The sequence below is a fragment of the Nocardiopsis mwathae genome, assembly GCF_014201195.1.
GTDB lineage: Bacteria > Actinomycetota > Actinomycetes > Streptosporangiales > Streptosporangiaceae > Nocardiopsis_C > Nocardiopsis_C mwathae.
Genome location: NZ_JACHDS010000001.1, coordinates 2328085 through 2346926, shown reverse-complemented (window position 1 = coordinate 2346926; position 18842 = coordinate 2328085). Strand labels below are relative to the sequence as shown.

Genomic DNA, 18842 nt, shown 5'->3' with positions numbered 1-18842 from the left:
ACGGCAGGGCAGGGATAGCGGTATCAGGGCTGGTCAGACCGGGGGAAGTGGCGTGAGGCCCGATCGCCTCAGCCGCGCGCGGCGTCGTAGGCGGAGCGGGCGGCGAGGACCTCGTCCATGCGGCCTTCGAGGAGCCCGACCAGGTCCAGCAGCTTCCCGGCGGTGTCCGCGCCCAGCGGCGTGAGGCGGTACTCCACGCGCGGCGGGATCTGCTGCTGCACGTCGCGGATGACCAGACCGTCGCGCTCCAGGGCGTGCAGGGTCTGGGAGAGCATCTTCTCGCTGACGCCGTCCACCCGCCTGCGCAGGGCGTTGAACCGGTAGGGGCCGTCCTTGAGCGCGGCCAGCACCAGCACGCCCCAGCGGCCGGTGATGTTCTCCAGTGCGGTGCGCGAGGGGCAGCGCTTCGCGAACACGTCGAAGGCCAGATCGCCGAAGGCGTCGCCGGAGTCGGTCGGTCCGGTGATCGGCGTGGACGGGTGCGCGGCGCTTTCGCTCATGTCCTCACCCTACCTCGCACCTGCACTTTCGTCTTCACGGCGCTTACCGGCGGTGCGTGCTTTCCGCCTGTGGACTACGGTAGCGGAGCGTGGCGATATCGGGCGTATCCGGTATCCGATAATCGTCTGCGACCGAATCACGACCCCCCTGCGGCGGCCCGATCGCCCGCCGCTGGAACTCCCGAGGAGTACCCGATGGCAACGGTCGAAACCGATGTGTTGATCGTGGGTAGCGGACCGGCGGGCGCCAGTGCCGCCCTCGCTCTGAGCACCTACGGAGTCGACAACATCCTGGTGACCCGTTACGGGCGGCTGGCCGACACCCCCCGGGCGCACATCACCAACCAGCGGACCATGGAGGTGCTGCGCGACCTCGGCGTGGAGCAGGACGTGGCCGCCAAGGCCACGCCGCAGCACCTCATGGGCAACACGGTGTTCTGCACCTCCCTCGCCGGCGAGGAACTCGGCCGGGTGCGCTCCTGGGGCAACGATCCGCTCGTCCAGGCCGAGCACGAGCTGGCCAGCCCCACCCGGATGTGCGACATGCCGCAGCACCTGCTCGAACCGGTGCTGGTCAACGCCGCCGTCGAGCGCGGGACGCGGCTGCGCTTCGACACCGTCTACACGTCCTTCGAACAGGACGCCCAGGGCGTCACGGCCACCGTCTTCGACCGCCTGCGCGACGACACCTACCGCATCCGCGCCAGGTACCTCATCGGCGCCGACGGCGGCCGCAGCCTGGTCGCCCGGCACGCCGGGCTGCCGATGCGCGGCCGGATGGGCGTCGCGGGCAGCATCAACATCGTGTTCCGGGCGGACCTGTCGAAGTACGTCGCGCACCGCCCCAGCACCCTCTACTGGGTCCTGGCGCCCGGCGCCACCGTCGGAGGCATCGGGGCCGGGTTGGTGCGCTGCGTGCGCCCGTGGGACGAGTGGCTGATCGTGTGGGGCTATGACGTCCAGGGCGCGCCCCCGGACCTCACCGAGGACTACGCCCGGTCGGTCGTGCGCAGGCTGGTCGGAGACGACGACCTCCCGGTCTCCATCACCTCGACCTCCGCCTGGACCGTCAACGAGATGTACGCCGAGCGCTACTCCTCCGGGCGCGTCTTCTGCGCGGGCGACGCCGTCCACCGCCACCCGCCGTCCAACGGCCTGGGCTCCAACACCTCCATCCAGGACTCCTACAACCTGGCCTGGAAGCTCAAGCTGGTCCTGGAGGGGGTCGCAGCGCCGTCCCTGCTCGACAGCTACGACGCCGAGCGCGCGCCCATCGGCCGCCAGGTCGTCGAGCGCGCCAACAAGTCCATCGGCGAGACCGCCCCCATCTTCGAGGCCCTGGACGGCCTGCGGCCGCAGACGCCCGAGCAGCTGCGCCGCAACATCGCCGACCGCAAGTCGGCCACCCCCCAGGCCGCCGAACAGCGGGCACGGCTGCGCGAGGCGATCGCGGCCAAGGTGTACGAGTTCAACGCGCACGGCGTCGACCTCAACCACCGCTACACCTCCTCCGCCGTCATCCCCGACGGCACCCCCGACCCCGGCTTCGAGCGCGACCCCGAGCTGCACTACCGGCCCACCACCCGCCCCGGCGCCAAGCTCCCGCACGCCTGGCTCACCGCGGGCGCGCGCGACCTGTCCACCCTGGACCTGGGCGGGCGGGGCCGGTTCACCCTCATCACCGGCATCGGCGGCGAGTGCTGGACCGACGCCGTACGCATGGCCGAGAAGGAGTTCGGCCTGGACATCGCCACCGCGGTCATCGGACCCGGCCGCGACTATGAGGACCCCTACGGCGACTGGGCGCGGACACGCGGCATCGGCGACTCCGGCGTCCTGCTCGTCCGCCCCGACAACCACGTGGCCTTCCGCCACCCGCGGGCCACCGAGGACGCCGCCGGGCTGCTCACCGGCGCGCTGCGCCGCCTGCTGGGCTGGGAGCGGCCCCAGGGCCGCCGGCGCCCCGCCGGTTCCGGGGGCGGAGGGCGCGCACGGGCCGGCGGCTAGGGTCGAGGGTGTGGGCACACCTCTGGGGGAACACGACGTCCTCGTCCTCGACGGGGGGCTGGCCACGCGGCTGGAGGCGCTCGGCTGCGACCTGGGCGACGAGCTGTGGTCGGCCCGCCTGCTCCTGGACGGCCCCGACCTGATCCGGCGGGCGCACCGGGACTTCTTCTCGGCGGGCGCCGACGTCGCCACCACCGCCGGCTACCAGGCGAGCCTGCCCGCCCTCACCCGGCGCGGGCTGAGCGCGCGCGAGGCCGCCGACCTGCTCCGCCGCTCGGTGGCGCTGGCCGCCGAGGCCCGCGACGAGCACGGCGGCGGCCTGGTGGCCGCCAGCGTCGGCCCCTACGGCGCATCGCTGGCCGACGGCTCCGAGTACACCGGCGCCTACGACCTCGGAGAGGACGGCCTGGCCGCCTGGCACCGCGAGCGGTGGCATATCCTCGCCGACTCCGGAGCCGACCTGCTGGCCTGCGAGACCGTCCCCTCCTATGCCGAGGCGCGCGCCCTCGCCCGCCTGCTCGCCGAGACCCCGCACGTCCGGGTGTGGGTGAGCTTCTCCTGCCGCGACGGCGCGCACATCAGCGACGGCACCCCGCTGGCCGACTGCGCCGCGCTCTTCTCCGGCCTCGACCAGGTGGTCGCGGTCGGTGCCAACTGCACCGCGCCGCGCCACATCCCCTCGCTGGTCCGCGCGGCGGCGACCGGCGGCGCGCCGGTGGTCGCCTACCCCAACTCGGGGGAGTCGTGGGACGCGCGCAACCGTCGCTGGGCCGGCTCGTCCGACCCGGTGTCCTTCGGTGCCGCGGCGCTCGGCTGGCGCGACGCGGGCGCCCGGCTCATCGGCGGCTGCTGCCGCACGACGCCCGAGCACATCCGGCAGATCCGCCGCCGTGTCCGCGGGACCGGCGCGTAGCGCGCTCCTCGGTGTGGTGCGGTCACGCCTCCTCCTCCCCCTCGGGGCGCGCGGGCACGGCGGCCCCGCGCCCGGTGCGAGGGACCGGGTCCGCGGACCGCTGTGCCGACCTGCGGACCCGCCCCGGCCGGCCGCCGACGGCGGCCGGCCGGGGCGGGCTCTGCGGAGCCGACGTCACCCCCGATGTCGGCGCCGCCCGATGCCACCCGCTCCGATCGCGGAGCGTGCCCCCGTGCGACCGATCGTGGGGGTGCGGACATGGACAGGTCAACACTTTTCGATCAGGATCGAAACACGTGAGGTGACCGCCGTCCCGCCGCGACGGCGCCGACGACGGGCACGGCCGGGGCCGCCCCGATTGACGCGCAGTTGGTCGAGCGTCCAAACTAATCACCGCACATGGCGGATGGCCACCGAGAATACGCAGGCAGGGAGGGCGAATGACGCTCGTCGCAGGGGTGGACTCCTCCACCCAGGGGACCAAGGTCGTGGTGCGCCGGACCGACACCGGAGCCCTGGTCCGGCAGGGGCGGGCGGCGCACCCCGAGGGAACGGAGATCGACCCCCGGCACTGGTGGACCGCCCTGCTCGGCACCGTCGAGGGCGGCCTGCTCGACGGCGTCTCCGCCATCGGCGTCGGCGCCCAGCAGCACGGCATGGTGGCCCTGGACGCCGACGGACACGTCGTGCGCCCCGCACTGCTGTGGAACGACACCCGTTCGGCCGGGGCCGCCGCCGACCTCGTCGGCGAGCTCGGCGGAGCCAAAGCCTGGGCCGACGCCGTGGGCACCGTCCCGGTGGCCAGCCTGACCGTGTCGAAGCTGCGCTGGCTCGCCGAACACGAGCCCGGCAACAGCCGGCGCGTCGACCGGGTCCTGCTCCCGCACGACTGGCTGACCTGGCGGCTCACCGGCGGCGGGGAGGCCGTCACCGACCGCGGCGACGCGTCGGGAACCGGCTACTTCGCGCCCGGCCGCGGCGAGTACTGCCGCGACCTGCTCCGCCTCGCCTTCGGGCGCGAGGTGGGCACCCCCCGCGTCGCCGCCCCGTTCGAGGCCCTGCCCGGTGCGGCCGTCCCCGGGCTCCCGCCGATCGACGTCGTATCGGCCGGCACCGGCGACAACATGGCCGCCGCCCTCGGCCTCGACCTGCGGCCCGGCGACGTCGTCGTCTCCCTGGGCACCTCGGGCACCGCCTTCGCCGCCACCGACACCCCCACCGCCGACCCCTCCGGCCAGGTCGCCGGGTTCGCCGACGCCACCGGGAACTTCCTGCCGCTGGTCTGCACGCTGAACGCCGCCCGCGCGCTGAGCGCCGGAGCCGGGATGCTCGGAGTCGCCTTGGAGGAGTTCGACGCCCTGGCGCGATCCGCCCCCGCCGGCGCCGCGGGCCTGACCTTCCTGCCCTACCTGGACGGCGAGCGCACCCCCAACCTCCCCGACGCGACCGGCCGCATCGACGGTATGACCCGCGCCAACCTCTCCCCGGAGAACATCGCACGCGCCGTCGTCGAGGGAATGCTGTGCGGGCTGGCCGACGCGGTCGACGCGCTGGCCGCGCAAGGGGTCCCGGTCGGCCGGATCCTGCTCATCGGCGGCGGGGCGCGCTCCCGCGCCGTCCGGGAGATCGCCCCGCAGGTCTTCGGCCGCACCGTCACCGTGCCCGAACCGGGCGAGTACGTCGCCGACGGCGCCGCGTGGCAGGCGGCCCGGGCGCTGACCCAGGCGCCGCCCGCCTGGGAGCCCCGTCCTGCCACGGACCACGCGGCCGACCCGGTCCCCGAGGTCCGCGAACGGTACGCGGCGGCGCGCGAGGCGATGCGCTCGGCGTCCGCCTGAGCACCGCCGCGGCGCCCGGCCGAGCCGTCCTGCACCCGCCGACACGAGGAGACAGGGGGCCCCCGACCCATGACCGACCACCGGCCCACGCCCCAGGACAGGTTCAGCTTCGGCCTGTGGACGGTCGGGTGGCGCGGCGCGACCACCTTCGGCCGCCCCGTGCGGCCGCCACTCGACGCCGTGGAGGCGGTGCACCGGCTGGCCGACCTCGGGGCCTACGGCGTCACCGATCCTCCCGGAGGATGCCCCGGCCTGAAGGCCGGGAAGGAATCCGGTTCCCCGCGCAGCGGGACAGGGAAAGCCGAACCGCCGCTCGGCGGTCCGGCGCCGCCACACCACAGCGATTCCGCAACTGTCGCACCCTCCCGTTAGATTCGCGGACATGCCCACGACTGAGCGCACGGAAGACACCGGGAACGCCCGGTACACCTACCGTTTGCGCCTGTCGGCAACCGCGCGGCGTTCCCTCCTCGCCGAGTGGGGGCGGTGCCGCTGGGTGTGGAACCAGTGCGTCGCTGAATCCCGGTCCGCCCATGCCCGCAACCGGGACCTTCCCGAGGGTGCGGACAAGCGGACGTGCGGGCCCGGGAAGCTCGACCGGATGTTGACCGGGTGGCGGTCGTCCAAGGCGTGGCTGGGTAAGGGCGCATCCGTCCCACAGCAGCAGACCGTCCGGGACTTCGCCCGTTCCCGGGCCAAGGCGTTGAAGGACATCAAGGACCGGCTGCCCGTGCGCCGGCGTGCGGGCATGCCCCGGTTCAAGAAGAAAGACCTGGCGGACCCGTCCCTGAACTACTCGCGGCGCGGATTCCGTCTCCGAGACGGCCTGCTGGTGCTGGCCGGAGGGATCAGTGTGCGCCCGGTGTGGTCGCGTGGCCTTCCCGGCGAGGCGTCCAGCGTGCGCGTGTACCGCGACAGCGTCGGGCACTGGTACGCGTCGTTCGTCGTGCCCGCCGGGTCCGAGCCGCTGCCCGCGACCGGGCGGGCGATCGGCATCGATTGGGGTGTCGGCCAAACCGCGACCACCACGTCCGATGCCCACGACCTTGCCCACGCCGGGCACGGTAAGAGGGCAGCTGCCGAACTCGCGCGGTATCAGCGGATGATGGCCCGGCGTAGGCCACCGAAGGGCAGGGCCGCCTCGAAGGGCTACCGGAAGGCCAAGCGGCAGACGGCGAAGCTGCATAAGAGGGTCGCCCGGCAGCGGACCGACACCGCCCGCAAGTGGGCCAAGCGCGTTGTGCGCGACCACGACCGGGTAGCGGTGGAGGACTTCCGGCCGAAGTTCCTGGCCAAGTCCACCATGGCGCGCAAGGCCGCCGACGCGGCGATCGGCGCGGTCAAGGCGGCCCTGGTGGAGATGGGCCGCAAGCACGGGCGCGATGTGCGGCTGGTGCATCCCGCGCACACCACCATGGACTGCGCGCAGTGCGGAGCGAGAGCCAAGCACGCACTCCCGTTGTCCGAGAGAACCTACGCGTGCACCGCGTGCGGGGCCGTGTCCCCCCGGGACAAGAACTCCGCACGGGTGATGCTGGTCCGGGCGGGTTGGAACCCGGATGGCGCTGAGGGTGCAAGACCACGCGGGGCGCTGCCCCGGGTGGCGGCCTGAGCCATGAATCCCCACGCACGCCATGAAAGGCGCCCCGCCAGGGGGCGACCGGCCGCCAGGCCGGGCGGGAATCCCCCGCCTTCAGGCGGGGGAGCCTTCAACTTCCACGACGACGACCTCGTGCCGGCCGGGTCGCCGCCTGCCGCCCGGGACGGCATCGTCAGGCGCTTCCGCGCCGCGCTGGACGCCACCGGCCTGGTCGTGCCCATGATGACCACCGACCTCTTCTCCCACCCCGTCTTCCGTGACGGCGGCTTCACCTCCAACCGCCGCGAGGTGCGCCGCTACGCGCTGCGCAAAGTCGTCCGCAACATCGACCTCGCCGCGGAGATGGGGGCGCGGACCTATGTGTGCTGGGGCGGACAGGACGGAGCGGAGACCGAGGCGGGCAAGGACGTCGGCGCGGCGCTGGACCGGCTGCGCGAGGCCTTCGACCTTTTGTGCGGCTATGTCCGCGAGCGCGGCTACGACCTGCGCTTCGCCATCGAGCCCAAGCCCAACGAGCCGCGCGGCGACGTGCTGCTGCCGACCGTCGGCCACGCCCTGGCGTTCATCGCCGAGCTGGAGCACCCCGAGATGGTGGGCGTCAACCCGGAGGTCGGCCACGAGCAGATGGCCGGGCTGAACGTCACCCACGGCGTCGCGCAGGCCCTGTGGCACGGCAAGCTCTTCCACATCGACCTCAACGGGCAGCGCGGCGTCAAGTACGACCAGGACCTGCGCTTCGGCGCGGGCGACGTGAAGGAGGCGTTCTTCCTGGTCGACCTGTTGGAACGGGCGGGCTACGACGGCCCGCGGCACTTCGACTTCAAGCCGCAGCGCACCGAGGACACCGGCGGTGTGTGGGTGTCGGCCGCCGCGTGCATGCGCAACTACCTGATCCTCAGGGAGAAGGCCGCCGCCTTCCGCGCGGACCCGGAGGTCGCGGCCGCCCTGGAGGCCTCCGGTGTCGGCGAGCTGGCCCGGCCGACCCTGGCGCCGGGCGAGTCGGTCGCCGACCTGCTGGCCGAGGACCTCGACCTCGACGAGGCCGGAGCCCGCGGCTACCACTTCGAACGCCTCGATCAGCTCGCCCTGGAGCACCTCCTCGGGGTGCGGTGACCTGCGGCGGGCGTCGACCCACCCGACCCGTGCGTGCCTGTGCCCCCTCTCGGCCTTCGGCCGACCCCGGCCGCCACTGCGTAAAGGCATGCGCATGCGCGGCGCATCTCCCCGCAAGCGGCGTTTGTGGGCCGCGCGCGGCGGGGAGGTGCCATCCGGCGCGGTCACATCAGGTGTGCCGTTTCCGCGGGCTGCGGAAGCGGCCGTTCTGCGGAGGATCAGCGTGAAGACCGTTCAGACCATGTATGCGATTCCCGGCCCGCGCGGCGAGCTCGACCTGGAGGCCGAGCAGCGCGACGAGGTACGTCCCCTGCGCACGGGGCGGGTCATGATGCGCGGGTGGGGCACGCTGTGGGTGCCCCGGGAGGTCACCCACGGCGGAGTCGAAACCGTTGTCCGAGGCGAGCTCGGGTACATGGCCGCGCTGCGGCACGGAACCGTGATCGAGTGGTACGGGCAGATCGTCAAGGAGTTTCCCGACGAGCACCAGGGGAAGGTGGTCGCGATCAGCTGCGGCGGCGGTCCCTTCTCCGTCGCTCTGCTCGCCACGGGGCAGATCGTGCCGTGGGGCCGAGCGGACGTCGTCGCCATGCTCGACCGGGCCATGCCCGAGGCGATCAGGAACCGCAAAGCGTCCGCTGTGGCCGCCGGGGTCGACGACATCGTGGCGATCGTCGACGGGGCCGTGCACTGGTGGGGTGACTGGGAGGGGCGCGGCCACGAGCGCGTGCTGTTCACACCGGTCGCCGGCGAACGCGCCGTCGAGATCGCCGCCGGGATCGGCTACGCCCTCATCCGCACCTCGAAGAACCGGCTCGTCGCCTGGACGAAGGACCCCGACGACGAGCCGATCCGGCCGCCGAAAGCGCTGGAGGCGGCGCAGGTGACGGCGGTATCGGCGGTCGCCCGGATGGCGATGGCGCTGACCGAGAGCGGGGAGGCGTTCGCGTGGGGTTTCGACGGTTCCGGGATCAGGCGGGGCCGGGCCGTCGCTCCTCCTCCCGGTGGTTGGGAGTCACCCACAGAGCCCGGGAACGTCGGAATCGCCGCAGGCTACTGGGCCTTCCTCGCCCGGCCGGACGGGTCCGCCCTGGCGTGGGGGTACCCCAGCGGCAGCATCTGGGAGGAGATCGACAAGGTCTTCCCGGGCCCGACCGTCATCCAGCGGAACCGCTACCTCTGCCAGAAGATCGGCTTCGAGGCGCCGGTGCAGCGGCTGTTCGGCTGCCGTGACGCCTGCGCGATGGCCATCGGCCCGGCGACCGATGCCGAGGTCACCCTGCAGGAGGGCTACGCGTTCCCGGCCAAGGTGCAGCCCGGCGGCGACCTGGGCTTCTCCTGGCGCGTGGACAACGCCGGACCGACCAAGGCCACCGGCATCGAGGTGACCGTGGAACTGCCCGACAAGGTCAGTCTGCACCCCAAGTACAAAGAGGCGCTGGACGAGAAGGCGATCGTCAAGGTCGGCGACAACACCTACCGGTTCAAGGCGGCCGACCTCGACCCCGAGGAGGACGGTGAGACCGTTCCCCTGATGACGGTGGTCGACAAGGACGCCTCGGGCAAGCTGACCGCGACCGCCACCGTCACCGCCGCCAATATCGCCGACCCGGCCGCTCCTCTGGACGCCTGGGCCGACGTCGCCTCCGAGCAGGACGGCGGCAGCAAGTGGGACTCCTCCAGGGACGGGGCCCTCTGGGGGGCGATCCTCGGCGCCCTGATCGCCGGACTGTTCGTGTGGCTCTTCCGCGTCCTCCCCGGTGGAGGGATGGGCAACCCGATTCGCGGCATGCGCAAGAACCGCCGCAACCGGCGGCGGAAGACCAAGCTGACCACTCTCGGTCTGGAGGGGCGGTCCGGCACCGCCCCGCCCAAGGCCGGTGCCCAGATCACCATGACCTGGACGGTGAAGAACACCGGGAGCAACGAGACCAGGGCCCCCGTCTCCGCGACCATCACCGCACCCCTGGGCCTCACCGTGAAGAAGGCCGAAGCGACCAAGGGAACGGCGACCAGACTCGGTCGGCGCGAGGTGCTCTACCGCCCGGGCTCCCTGGGCAAGGGCCAGAGCGCCGAGGTCAAGATCACGGCGGTGGTGGACGATGACCCGCCCGCCGCGATCCCTGTGGCCGGGATCGCCACCGCTTCCAACGTGGTCGCCCCCGGCCTCTACACGCTCAACCTGCGGCCCCGGCACGTGGTGAAACTGCGGCTGCCCGGCGGCAAGGCCACACCCGCCCAGGTCGGCGTCGGCGAAGACGTCACCTTCGAGTGGAAGCTCACCAACGGCGGGCCGTCCACTGCCCGGCGGCCCAAGCTCACCGTCACCGTGCCCAAGGGGCTCGACAAGCCGACCGTCACCGTGAACGGGACGGCCCTGGCGGTGACGAAGAAGGGGAAGAACCAGCTCACCGCCGAACTCGCCGACATCAAGGCGAAGGGCTCGATGACCCTCAGGATGAAGGGGGCGGTCACCAAGAGCGCGACCAAGGACCTCACCGCGTCCGCCGAGGTCGCCGCGGCCGACGCCGACCCCTCGCCGGTCCGGGCCGAGGCCACCGCGGCGGTACGGACCACGCTGGGCGTCGACGGCAGGATCCTCGGCACGGTCACCGCCGGAGGGAAGGCCACCTACCTCTGGACGGTGCGCAACACCGGTGCGGTCGAGGCGGAGGACATCCGGCTGACGATGCCGCTCCTGCCCACCGCGCAGGCGACGTTCTCCGAGTCCGCGCCCACGGCCACCGCCGCGGGCGGAAAACTGACCTGGAAGCCGGGCCGGCTCCGGCCCAAGCGGGCGACGAGCGTCATCGCCGTCTTCGACGTCGACGCCGACCAGAGCGGCGGAAAACTGGGACCCGTTCAGGCGGAGGCGACGGCCGGCAACGCCGGTCAGGCGCGATCGGCGACCAAGCCCACCGCCGACATCATCGAGCGGTCCGTACTGGGAATCACCGGATCCACCGGAACGAAGGTCACCATCGGGCAGCAGGCCACGTTCACCTGGGCCGTCGGCAACACCGGCGTCTCCGTGGCGCGCAAGGTCACGGTCGACTTCGACGTGCCCGACACGATCGACGGCATGAACCTGACCACCACTAAGGGGAAGGTGGCGGACGGCACGGTGACCATCGACTCGCTGCCGCCCGGCGAGGGGAACGAGGCCACGATCACCCTCACCGGGGTGCTCGTCGCGCAGGACGCCGGGCCGGTGGCGGTCAAGGCCGACGTCAAGGAGGACGGCAAGGAGGACGGCAAGGCGCTGACGAGCGGGACGTCGGCGGTCGTGGCCGTCTCGGACGCGGTCGTGAAGGTGGCCCCGGTCGACGGCAACCCGGAGTCGGTCACCGCCGGCGGTTCGGCCACCCTGGCCTGGTCGACCGTGCTCTTTGGGCACGGCCGGCCGCACGGTGCCGCCGTCCGGCTCGGCGTCCCGGACGGGGCGCAGGTCACCGCGATCACCGTGAACGGCCACGCGGTCGCCGTCCCGGCCGGGGAACGCAACCCCCTGGTGCCCGTCGATGTGACCCCGTCGGCCCCGATCACGATCAAGGCGACCTACGCGGTCGCCGACGACCTGGCGGCCCGCGATCTCACCTTCACCGCCACACCCGTCTGGGACGGCGCCCCGCGCGACACACCCGCGGTGTGTGAAACGCTGACCGTCGAGCGAAAGGCCGCCCTCGGGATCGGTATGCGGCTCTCCCACCCCGACCCGGCGTGCGCGGGCGGCAGCGTCAGCCTCGTGTGGGAGATCAGCAACGAAGGGCCGTCGAGCTGCGCCGAGGTGACGCTCGCGGTACCCGTCATCGACGGGTTCGTCCCGCGCGGCGCCACGGTCGACGCGATCCCCGCCAGGATCACCGAGAGTCAGGCCCCCCGGGCGTGGCTGATTCCCGTCGGGCCACTCGGTGGCGGATCGGACGCGCTGGTCGTGCTGAACGTGGATGTCGCGGCCGATGCAGCCGTAGGTCCGCGCGCCCCGAAGGCGGTGGTGACCGGGAAGGACCCCGATGCCTGCAACGAGGCGCCCGGGCAGGTGAAGGTGGTGCGGGAGACCGTCGAGAAGGCGATCGTCACCAGCGCGCCCGCATCCTGCACCGCGGGCGACCCGGTGACCTACGCCTGGATGCTGGAGAACGACGGTCCGTCGGTCGCCGACGTCGAGTTCACCGTCGTCGTCCGCGGTGACAAGGCCGCCGTGACGGTGCCGCCCGACCAGGTCGTCGGCGCCAGGGTGACCCGCGCGAACGCGGCCACCACCGTCACGTGGAAGCCCGATCGGCCGGTGGCGCCCGGGGAGGCCCACCCGATCGCCTTCAACGCGTTCACCGACGACATCGCCGGTCGGATCACCGTCACGACCGGCCTCGTCGTCAACGGCCGCAGCGACGAGAAGACCACGGACCAGTTCCACACGACGGTTATATCGGCGAGGGCCGCAGCGGTCTGACCACCGCCGACGTCGGCGGGGCGGGATCCCGCCCCGCCGACGTCGTAATCACTCAACGAATCCGAACACTTACTGTTCGTGGCGGACCGGTGGTGGGTAGGGGTGGAGGGGAGTACCTGAGCAAGCCACACCTGACAGGGGGCAGTGATGGACATCGTGGTGCTCATCGGGCGCATTCTCTTCGTGGTCATCTTTCTGGCCTCAGCGGCCGGCCACCTGACACAGCCCAAGGCGATGGCGGGCTACGCCCAGTCCAAGGGCATTCCCGTCCCCACATTCGCCGTGTTCGCCAGCGGCATCGTGATGCTCCTCGGCGGACTCAGCATTCTGCTGGGGATCTGGCCCGACCTCGGGGCGCTGCTGCTCGTGATCTTCCTCGTGCCGACCGCCCTGCTCATGCACTCCTTCTGGCAGGAGAGCGAACCCGACGCGCGGCAGAACGAGATGATCCAGTTCAACAAGGACATCTCACTGGCCGGTGCCTCGCTGATGCTGTTCGCCTTCTTCGCCGCCACACCCACGCTCGGCCTGACGATCACCGGCCCGCTCTTCATCATCGTCTGACGGCGCTACGCTCTCCCCTGTGCGGAATGTGCAGCGGGACGACCTCGGCGACGACCTTCACACCACCCGGCTCGGGCTGCGTGTGTCCAGCACGGCCCGAGAGGCGGTGACCCGGTCCGGCGCCGTCGCGCCGGTCGACGTCCTCAGCGGGATCGGCTGGCTGCCCGCGCACCGAATCGACGCTTGGCGCCAGGGCAGGGCCACCCATCTGGCCGAGTTCGCGCAGGTGGCGCCGGACAAACTCGCGCGTGCCGTCGCGCTGCTGGGTGCCTGGGCACGGGAGCAGGGACTGGCCCCGGAGGAGGCGCCGTACACCGCCGCCACCCGCGACCGCCGTGCCCTGCGTTTCACCGCCGACGGCGACGAGGCGACGGAACTCGCCTACCGCACCCACTGGGTCGCCCCGGACCTGACCGCGGCGCAGCGCAGGCGCGTCGACACCAGGCGGGAGGCCGCCCCCGATCTCATGGTCGTCATCGCGGACCGGCCCTGGGTCTGCGCCGAGTGCGGCGAGGGCGGGGAGCGCGGGGAGGACAGCGGTGCGGCGGTCGGTGCCGCCGGCCTCCTCCTGCTGGAAGGCGAGCAGACGGTCTGCCTGCGCTGCGCGGACATGGACCACCTCGTCCTGCTGCCCTCCGGCAACGCCACACTCACCCGCCGGGCCAAGAAGGCCAGCTCGCTTTCGGCCGTGGTCACCCAGTGGGACCGCCGCCGCAAGCGCTACCGGCGCCGCGGCATCCTCGTGGCGGAGACCGCCCTGGAGCGGGCCGAAGAGCAGTGCCTGGCCGACGCCGACCTGCGGGCACGGCGCCGCGAGCGGGACGCCGTCCGCCGCGCGGAGCAGGACGTCGACCTGCAGGCGCGCATCAGTCGGGAGATCCTTCGGCAGTTCCCCGGCTGCCCCGAGGACCGCTCCGACCGCATCGCCCGGCACACCGCGGCCCGCGGCAGCGGCCGCGTCGGTCGGTCCGCCGCGGGCCGGGAGGTCGACCCCGGCGCGGTCCGGCGTGCCGTCGTCGCCGCGGTGCGCCACGAGGACACCGACTACGACCGGATGCTCATGTCCGGTGTCGCCCGCGAGGATGCCCGCGCGCTCATCGCCGCGACCATCGACCGGGTGCTCGCCGCCTGGTCACCCTCGGCCTGACCTCCGCCGACCCGACCTCCATCGCCCGACCGCCGTCCCCGCCCCGCCGGAAAACGGGACCAAGGCAACACCGCGTCGCGACGTAGGGCAGTGGCCCGTACACGGCTCTCTGCGGCACCCTCGGAAGTAGGGGAGAGCGCTCAGTGGGTGCCAAGGGCGTCGAGGGGGGCACGAGATGAACGCATGGTGTGAGGTGATGGGCATGTCCTGGGGCCACGGTCTCATGCAGGCGAGCACGTGGGTGTTCTGGTCCCTCGTCATCGTGGGCTTCGTGCTGCTGGTGCGCTACGCCGTCCGTGAGAGCCGCGGGGATGCCGCGCGAACGTGGCGGAAGGCGGCCGAGCAGACGCTGGGTGAGAGGTTCGCCCGCGGTGAGATCGACACCTACGAGTACCGCGAGCGGCTGAGCGAGCTGCGCTCGGCGATGGGTCGGGACTCGCCCTGACGGGCGCGCGCGGTCAGGCCTCGCCCAGGAGATGGCGGTCGAGGAAGCCGTTGCGGAACTTACCGGCCGGATCGTAGTGGTGCGCGAGGCGCTGGAAGTCGGGCAGCCGCTCATACAGCGGGCGCAGCACCCGCGGGGGAACCGTGAACAGCTTTCCCCAGTGCGGACGTGCGGCGAAGGGCTCCAGCCGCTCCTCGACGAGCGCCATCACCGGCAGCACCGCCGCGGCGTCGGCCACCCAGGTGAAGTGGAAGGCGACGGTGTCGCGCCGGTAGGCCGGGCTCAGCCACAGGTCGTCGGCGGCGACCGTGCGGATCTCGCTGACCTGCACGGCCGGGGCGATACGATCGCGGACGGCGTCCAGCGCCCGGAACACGTCGACGGCGTGCCGACGCGGCACCAGGTACTCGGCCTGCAGCTCCTCCCCGCTGCTGGGGGTGGCGTCGGGTCGGAAATGCGGCAGCCGCTCGAACCAGGGGCCGCGCACCCCGAGCTGCTCGGTGCAGTGGACGCTCGACAGCCCCGCGACCGGGTGGCGCGGGCCGTCGGCGGGCTGCGCACCGAACCGCTCCGGGCCGGGTGGGGCCGGGCGCCCACCGCCGTCGACGCGCCGCTTCACCCACACCCGGTCGATCACCGGACCGCGCCAGGTGGTGAACAGGCTGACGCTGTACCCGCTGGAGGTGATCTCGGTGAAGTGGTCGTCGAGGGCATCGGCCGGAAGCCCCTCGTACACGTACTGCCGCATGTCGAAGGCGGGCACGGTGTCCAGTGTCGCCCGGACGACGACACCCAGCGCGCCGAGGGAGACGACCGCCCCGGAGAAGGCGTCGGCGCCGGGGGAGGCGCCCGAGGCGCCGCGGCGGAGGACCGCGAGGTCCCCGTCGGCGGTCACCATCTCGATCTCCCGCACGGCCGTGGCGAGACCGCCGCAGCCGTCCCCCGAACCGTGCGTCGCGGTCGCACACGATCCCACCACCGAGATGTGCGGCAGGGAGCCGAGGTTGGGCAGGGCGAGCCCCTTCTCGTGCAGCACCCGCCCCAGGTCCGCGTAGCGCACCCCCGCACCGACGCGGACGGCGGAACGCTCGCCGTCGACCTCGATCGCGCCCGGAAGGCGGTCGAAGCAGACCAGGTCCCCGGGGCCGTCGGCGACGTCGCTGAACGAGTGCGCGGTGCCGAGCGCGCGGATCCGGGGTGCGTGGGCGACCAGGCGCCGCAGCTCCGCCAGGGAGGAGGGCCGGTGGATGCGCTCCGCCCGGAAGGTGAGGTTCCCCGCCCAGTTCCTGCGTCGCCGCTCCATCCGGGTCTCCTTCCGCACCGCGGTCGCGTGGAGCCTAACAAGCCGCATCCCCTGCGGGACAGGCCTTTCGGCCTCCGCCGGTGCGGCGCGGCCCGGTCGCCGCAGCCCCCCGGGACCGCACCGGCGGGGAGCGGTCGGCGACCGGCGCGAGCCTAGGGGTGGGCGGTGAGGTAGCCGCCCATCCTGCGGAAGTAGTCCAGTGCGGTGTGCTCGGAGCCGTCGTCGGTGCGGACGCGCTTGATGACCAGGCCGCGGTTGCGGCCGGTGCGGGCGTCGGCGCCCGCGGTGATCACCACGCCGTCGCCCTCGGGGATGAAGACGCGCCCGGGGGTGCCGCCGTAGCACTTCTCCGAGACGTCGGCCTCCACGATCCGGATCCGCTCGCCCTTGTAGTGCGTGAACGCGTTGGGATACGGGTCGCACTGGGCGCGGACGAGCCGTTCCAGGTCCTCGGCGGGCCAGGTCCAGTCGATGCGGCTGTCCTCGATGGACCGCTTGTGGAAGAAGCTGGCCTGGGACCGGTCCTGCCGCTGCCAGTCGGTGCGGCCGGAGTCGATCAGGTCCAGCGCCTCGGTCACGATCGGTGTGATGAGGTCCACGGTCTTGGCGACGAGGTCGGCGGCGGTGTCCTTCGGTCCGACCTCGACCGCGAGTTGCCGGACGATGTCACCCGCGTCGAGGGCCTCGTTCATCAGGTGTGCGGTGACGCCGACCTCCTTCTCCCCGTTGATCAGCGCCCAGATGATGGGGGAGAAGCCCGCGTAGGCGGGGAGAAGGGAGTCGTGGACGTTGAGCGTCCCGTGCCGCGGGAGGTCGTAGATGCGCGGCGGGATCCAGGTCCGCCAGTTGTTGGCGACGATGATGTCGGGCTCGGCCCGCTTGACGGCGTCCAGCAGCTCCTCGTCATCGGGCCGGTTGCGCAGCAGCACCGGGATGCCGTGCTCCTCGGCCAGATCGGCTACCGAGTCGCTCCAGATCCGCTCGTAGGCGTGGTCGCTCTTGGGGTGCGTGACGACCAGGGCCACCTCGTGGTCGGAGTCCAGGAGCGCCTGGAGCGTGCGGTGCCCCCAGGTCTGGTAACCGAACATGACGACCCGCATCGGGCCTCCTCATAGTGGTGCAGGGATTGACGATCGCGCACAAGTTAAGCAAGACTCACCTAAGTAAGCAATGCCTTAGTTAGGTTAGGCTTCCTTCTGCTGTGTGCGGTGAGCCATGCCCGCACACCCCAGACTCCGACCGACTGAGTGTTACTCGCCCGAGTGATGGGACAGGTATGTCACTGGCAATTCCCGACGATGGGGTTCCCTTCTACGACCTCATCGGCATCGGCTTCGGCCCCTCCAACCTTGCGCTGGCGATCGCCGTCACGGAGCACAACGGGGACGCCGACGCGAGGGTGGGCGAGCGAGTGGAGTCGTCGGCCCTGAACGGCCGTAGGCCCGGGTGGGTCGGCGGCGGAGTGAGTGAGGAGCCCGAGCGCGCGGGGAGCACCGACGCGAGGGTGGGCGAGCGAGTGGAGTCGTCGGCCCTGAACGGCCGTGGGCCCGGGTGGGTCGGCGGCGGAGTGAGTGAGGAGCCCGAGTGCGCGAACAGCAGGTCGGGGGACGCCCTCACCTCGCTCTTCCTCGAACGGCAGCCGCGCTTCGGCTGGCACCGCGGCATGCTGATCGACGATGCGACCATGCAGGTCTCCTTCCTCAAGGACCTGGTCACCCTGCGCAACCCCACCAGCGAGTTCAGCTTCCTGAACTACCTGCACAGCGCGGACCGCCTGGTCGACTTCATCAACCACAAGAACCTGTTCCCCCTGCGCGTGGAGTTCCACGACTACCTCGAATGGGCCGCCGCCAAGCTCTCCCACCTCGTCTCCTACAGCCACGACGTGCGCACCGTGCGCCCCGTCACCGTGGACGGGGTGGTCGAGTACTTCGACGTCGTCGCCGTGCCCGCCGGCGCCGCCTCCCCGGAACCCGCGGAGACCGTCTACCGCGCCCGCAACGTGGTCTTCGGCACCGGCCTGCGGCCCTCCCTCCCCGAGGGTGTCACCGTCTCCGAGCGCGTCTGGCACAACCGCGACCTGGTCCCCAACGTCGACCGGCTCGCCGCGGACGGCGCAGAGGACCCCAAGCGCTTCGTCGTCGTCGGAGCCGGGCAAAGCGCCGCCGAGGCCACCGCCTACCTCCACCGGCGCTTCCCCTCCGCCGAGGTCTACTCCGTCTTCTCCCGTTACGGCTACAGCCCCGCCGACGACTCCCCGTTCGCCAACCGCATCTTCGACCCGGACGCCGTCGACGACTTCTACCGGGCGCCGGCCGAGACCAAGCAGCGGATGATGGAGTACCACGGCAACACCAACTACTCCGTGGTCGACATCGAACTCATCGACGACCTCTACCGCCGCAGCTACCAGGAGAAGGTCCTCGGGCGGCAGCGCCTGCACATGCTCAACCTCACCCGCGTGACCGGCATCACCGAGACGGCGGACGGAGTGCGGGCCACCACCGAGTCGACCAGCACCGGCAGGACCGAGGTGCTCGACGCCGACATCGCCGTCTTCGCCACCGGCTACCGCCCGGCCTCCCCGATCGGCCTGCTGGGCGAGCTGGCCCGCGAATGCCTCCGCGACGCCGAGGGGCGGCTGCGCGTGGACCGCGACTACCGCGTGGCCACCACCCGCGCCGTCGGCGGCGGCCTCTACCTGCAGGGCGGCACCGAGCACACGCACGGCATCACCTCCTCCCTGCTCTCCAACGTGTCGGTCCGCTCCGCGGAGATCCTCCGGTCGGTCACCGCACGCACTCCGGCCGCGCTCCCCCGTCAGCCGGAGGTGCTCGGGGCCTCCGGCTGACCCTGCGACCGCCTCCGGACGGCCCGCACGCAGCCGACGGCGGCCGGGCGACTTCCCCCTCTTCTCTCCGGCGACACCGTGCCCTGCGCCGCTCCCGCGCCGCCCGGG

Annotated in this window: 12 protein-coding genes and 2 pseudogenes; 11 read left to right on the top strand and 3 right to left on the bottom strand. The window is 72.4% G+C overall.

Annotated elements, in window-relative coordinates; all coding sequences use genetic code 11:
• Positions 1 to 68: 68 nt before the first annotated feature.
• Positions 69 to 500 carry a winged helix-turn-helix transcriptional regulator gene (locus HNR23_RS09815; RefSeq protein WP_184075190.1) on the bottom strand — a complete coding sequence of 144 codons (432 nt, stop codon included), beginning with the start codon at positions 498 to 500 and terminating at the stop codon, positions 69 to 71.
• 195 nt (positions 501 to 695) lie between these two features.
• Here HNR23_RS09815 and HNR23_RS09810 point away from each other — a divergent pair, with 195 nt between their 5' ends.
• The 10 genes and pseudogenes from HNR23_RS09810 (at position 696) to HNR23_RS09765 (ending at position 14580) form a co-directional block, all read left to right on the top strand.
• Positions 696 to 2507 (top strand): FAD-dependent oxidoreductase, encoded by a 1812-nt coding sequence (locus HNR23_RS09810; RefSeq protein ID WP_184075188.1) that lies wholly within the window; start codon positions 696 to 698, stop codon positions 2505 to 2507.
• Between the two features lie 10 nt (positions 2508 to 2517).
• On the top strand, positions 2518 to 3420 hold the full coding sequence (mmuM, locus tag HNR23_RS09805; RefSeq protein WP_184075186.1) for a homocysteine S-methyltransferase: 903 nt from the start codon (positions 2518 to 2520) through the stop codon (positions 3418 to 3420).
• A gap of 440 nt (positions 3421 to 3860) precedes the next feature.
• Entirely contained in the window at positions 3861 to 5258 is a 1398-nt protein-coding gene (gene xylB, locus HNR23_RS09800; protein WP_184075184.1) for a xylulokinase, read from the top strand.
• Between the two features lie 69 nt (positions 5259 to 5327).
• Positions 5328 to 5486: pseudogene (locus HNR23_RS09795) on the top strand (xylose isomerase); the annotation flags it as partial.
• A 154-nt stretch (positions 5487 to 5640) separates the two neighbouring features.
• Entirely contained in the window at positions 5641 to 6870 is a 1230-nt protein-coding gene (locus tag HNR23_RS09790; RefSeq protein WP_184075182.1) for an RNA-guided endonuclease InsQ/TnpB family protein, read from the top strand.
• 99 nt (positions 6871 to 6969) lie between these two features.
• Positions 6970 to 7971, top strand: a pseudogene (xylA, locus tag HNR23_RS09785) (xylose isomerase); the annotation flags it as partial.
• Between the two features lie 223 nt (positions 7972 to 8194).
• A complete protein-coding gene (locus tag HNR23_RS09780; RefSeq protein WP_184075178.1) occupies positions 8195 to 12424 on the top strand; it encodes a DUF11 domain-containing protein in 4230 nt (1409 codons plus the stop codon).
• Positions 12425 to 12571: 147 nt separating this feature from the next.
• The gene (locus tag HNR23_RS09775; RefSeq protein WP_184075176.1) at positions 12572 to 12988 is read left to right on the top strand and encodes a DoxX family protein; all 417 of its coding nucleotides are present in this window, start codon (positions 12572 to 12574) and stop codon (positions 12986 to 12988) included.
• A 19-nt stretch (positions 12989 to 13007) separates the two neighbouring features.
• The gene (locus tag HNR23_RS09770; RefSeq protein WP_343070502.1) at positions 13008 to 14135 is read left to right on the top strand and encodes a DUF2293 domain-containing protein; all 1128 of its coding nucleotides are present in this window, start codon (positions 13008 to 13010) and stop codon (positions 14133 to 14135) included.
• A gap of 175 nt (positions 14136 to 14310) precedes the next feature.
• Positions 14311 to 14580: an SHOCT domain-containing protein gene (locus HNR23_RS09765; protein ID WP_221308078.1), complete on the top strand. Its 270-nt coding sequence runs from the start codon at positions 14311 to 14313 to the stop codon at positions 14578 to 14580.
• Between the two features lie 13 nt (positions 14581 to 14593).
• On the opposite strand, the gene HNR23_RS09760 is transcribed toward HNR23_RS09765, so the two are convergent.
• Positions 14594 to 15883, bottom strand: a complete 1290-nt coding sequence (locus tag HNR23_RS09760; RefSeq protein ID WP_184075174.1) for a D-arabinono-1,4-lactone oxidase — start codon at positions 15881 to 15883, stop codon at positions 14594 to 14596.
• A gap of 152 nt (positions 15884 to 16035) precedes the next feature.
• Positions 16036 to 16983 (bottom strand): methionyl-tRNA formyltransferase, encoded by a 948-nt coding sequence (locus HNR23_RS09755; RefSeq protein ID WP_184075172.1) that lies wholly within the window; start codon positions 16981 to 16983, stop codon positions 16036 to 16038.
• Between the two features lie 176 nt (positions 16984 to 17159).
• Between HNR23_RS09755 and HNR23_RS09745 the strand changes: the two genes are divergently transcribed.
• On the top strand, positions 17160 to 18734 hold the full coding sequence (locus HNR23_RS09745; RefSeq protein WP_246421675.1) for a lysine N(6)-hydroxylase/L-ornithine N(5)-oxygenase family protein: 1575 nt from the start codon (positions 17160 to 17162) through the stop codon (positions 18732 to 18734).
• The last annotated feature ends 108 nt before the right edge of the window (positions 18735 to 18842 follow it).

What these genes read in the sequence shown, in the direction of transcription:
- HNR23_RS09745 (WP_246421675.1), top strand. Translation starts at nt 17,160, where the DNA reads ATGTCACTGGCAATTCCCGACGATGGGGTTCCCTTCTACGACCTCATC.
- HNR23_RS09765 (WP_221308078.1), top strand. Translation starts at nt 14,311, where the DNA reads ATGAACGCATGGTGTGAGGTGATGGGCATGTCCTGGGGCCACGGTCTC.
- HNR23_RS09810 (WP_184075188.1), top strand. Translation starts at nt 696, where the DNA reads ATGGCAACGGTCGAAACCGATGTGTTGATCGTGGGTAGCGGACCGGCG.
- HNR23_RS09755 (WP_184075172.1), bottom strand. Translation starts at nt 16,983, where the DNA reads ATGCGGGTCGTCATGTTCGGTTACCAGACCTGGGGGCACCGCACGCTC.
- xylB (WP_184075184.1), top strand. Translation starts at nt 3,861, where the DNA reads ATGACGCTCGTCGCAGGGGTGGACTCCTCCACCCAGGGGACCAAGGTC.
- HNR23_RS09760 (WP_184075174.1), bottom strand. Translation starts at nt 15,883, where the DNA reads ATGGAGCGGCGACGCAGGAACTGGGCGGGGAACCTCACCTTCCGGGCG.
- HNR23_RS09775 (WP_184075176.1), top strand. Translation starts at nt 12,572, where the DNA reads ATGGACATCGTGGTGCTCATCGGGCGCATTCTCTTCGTGGTCATCTTT.
- HNR23_RS09790 (WP_184075182.1), top strand. Translation starts at nt 5,641, where the DNA reads ATGCCCACGACTGAGCGCACGGAAGACACCGGGAACGCCCGGTACACC.
- HNR23_RS09815 (WP_184075190.1), bottom strand. Translation starts at nt 500, where the DNA reads ATGAGCGAAAGCGCCGCGCACCCGTCCACGCCGATCACCGGACCGACC.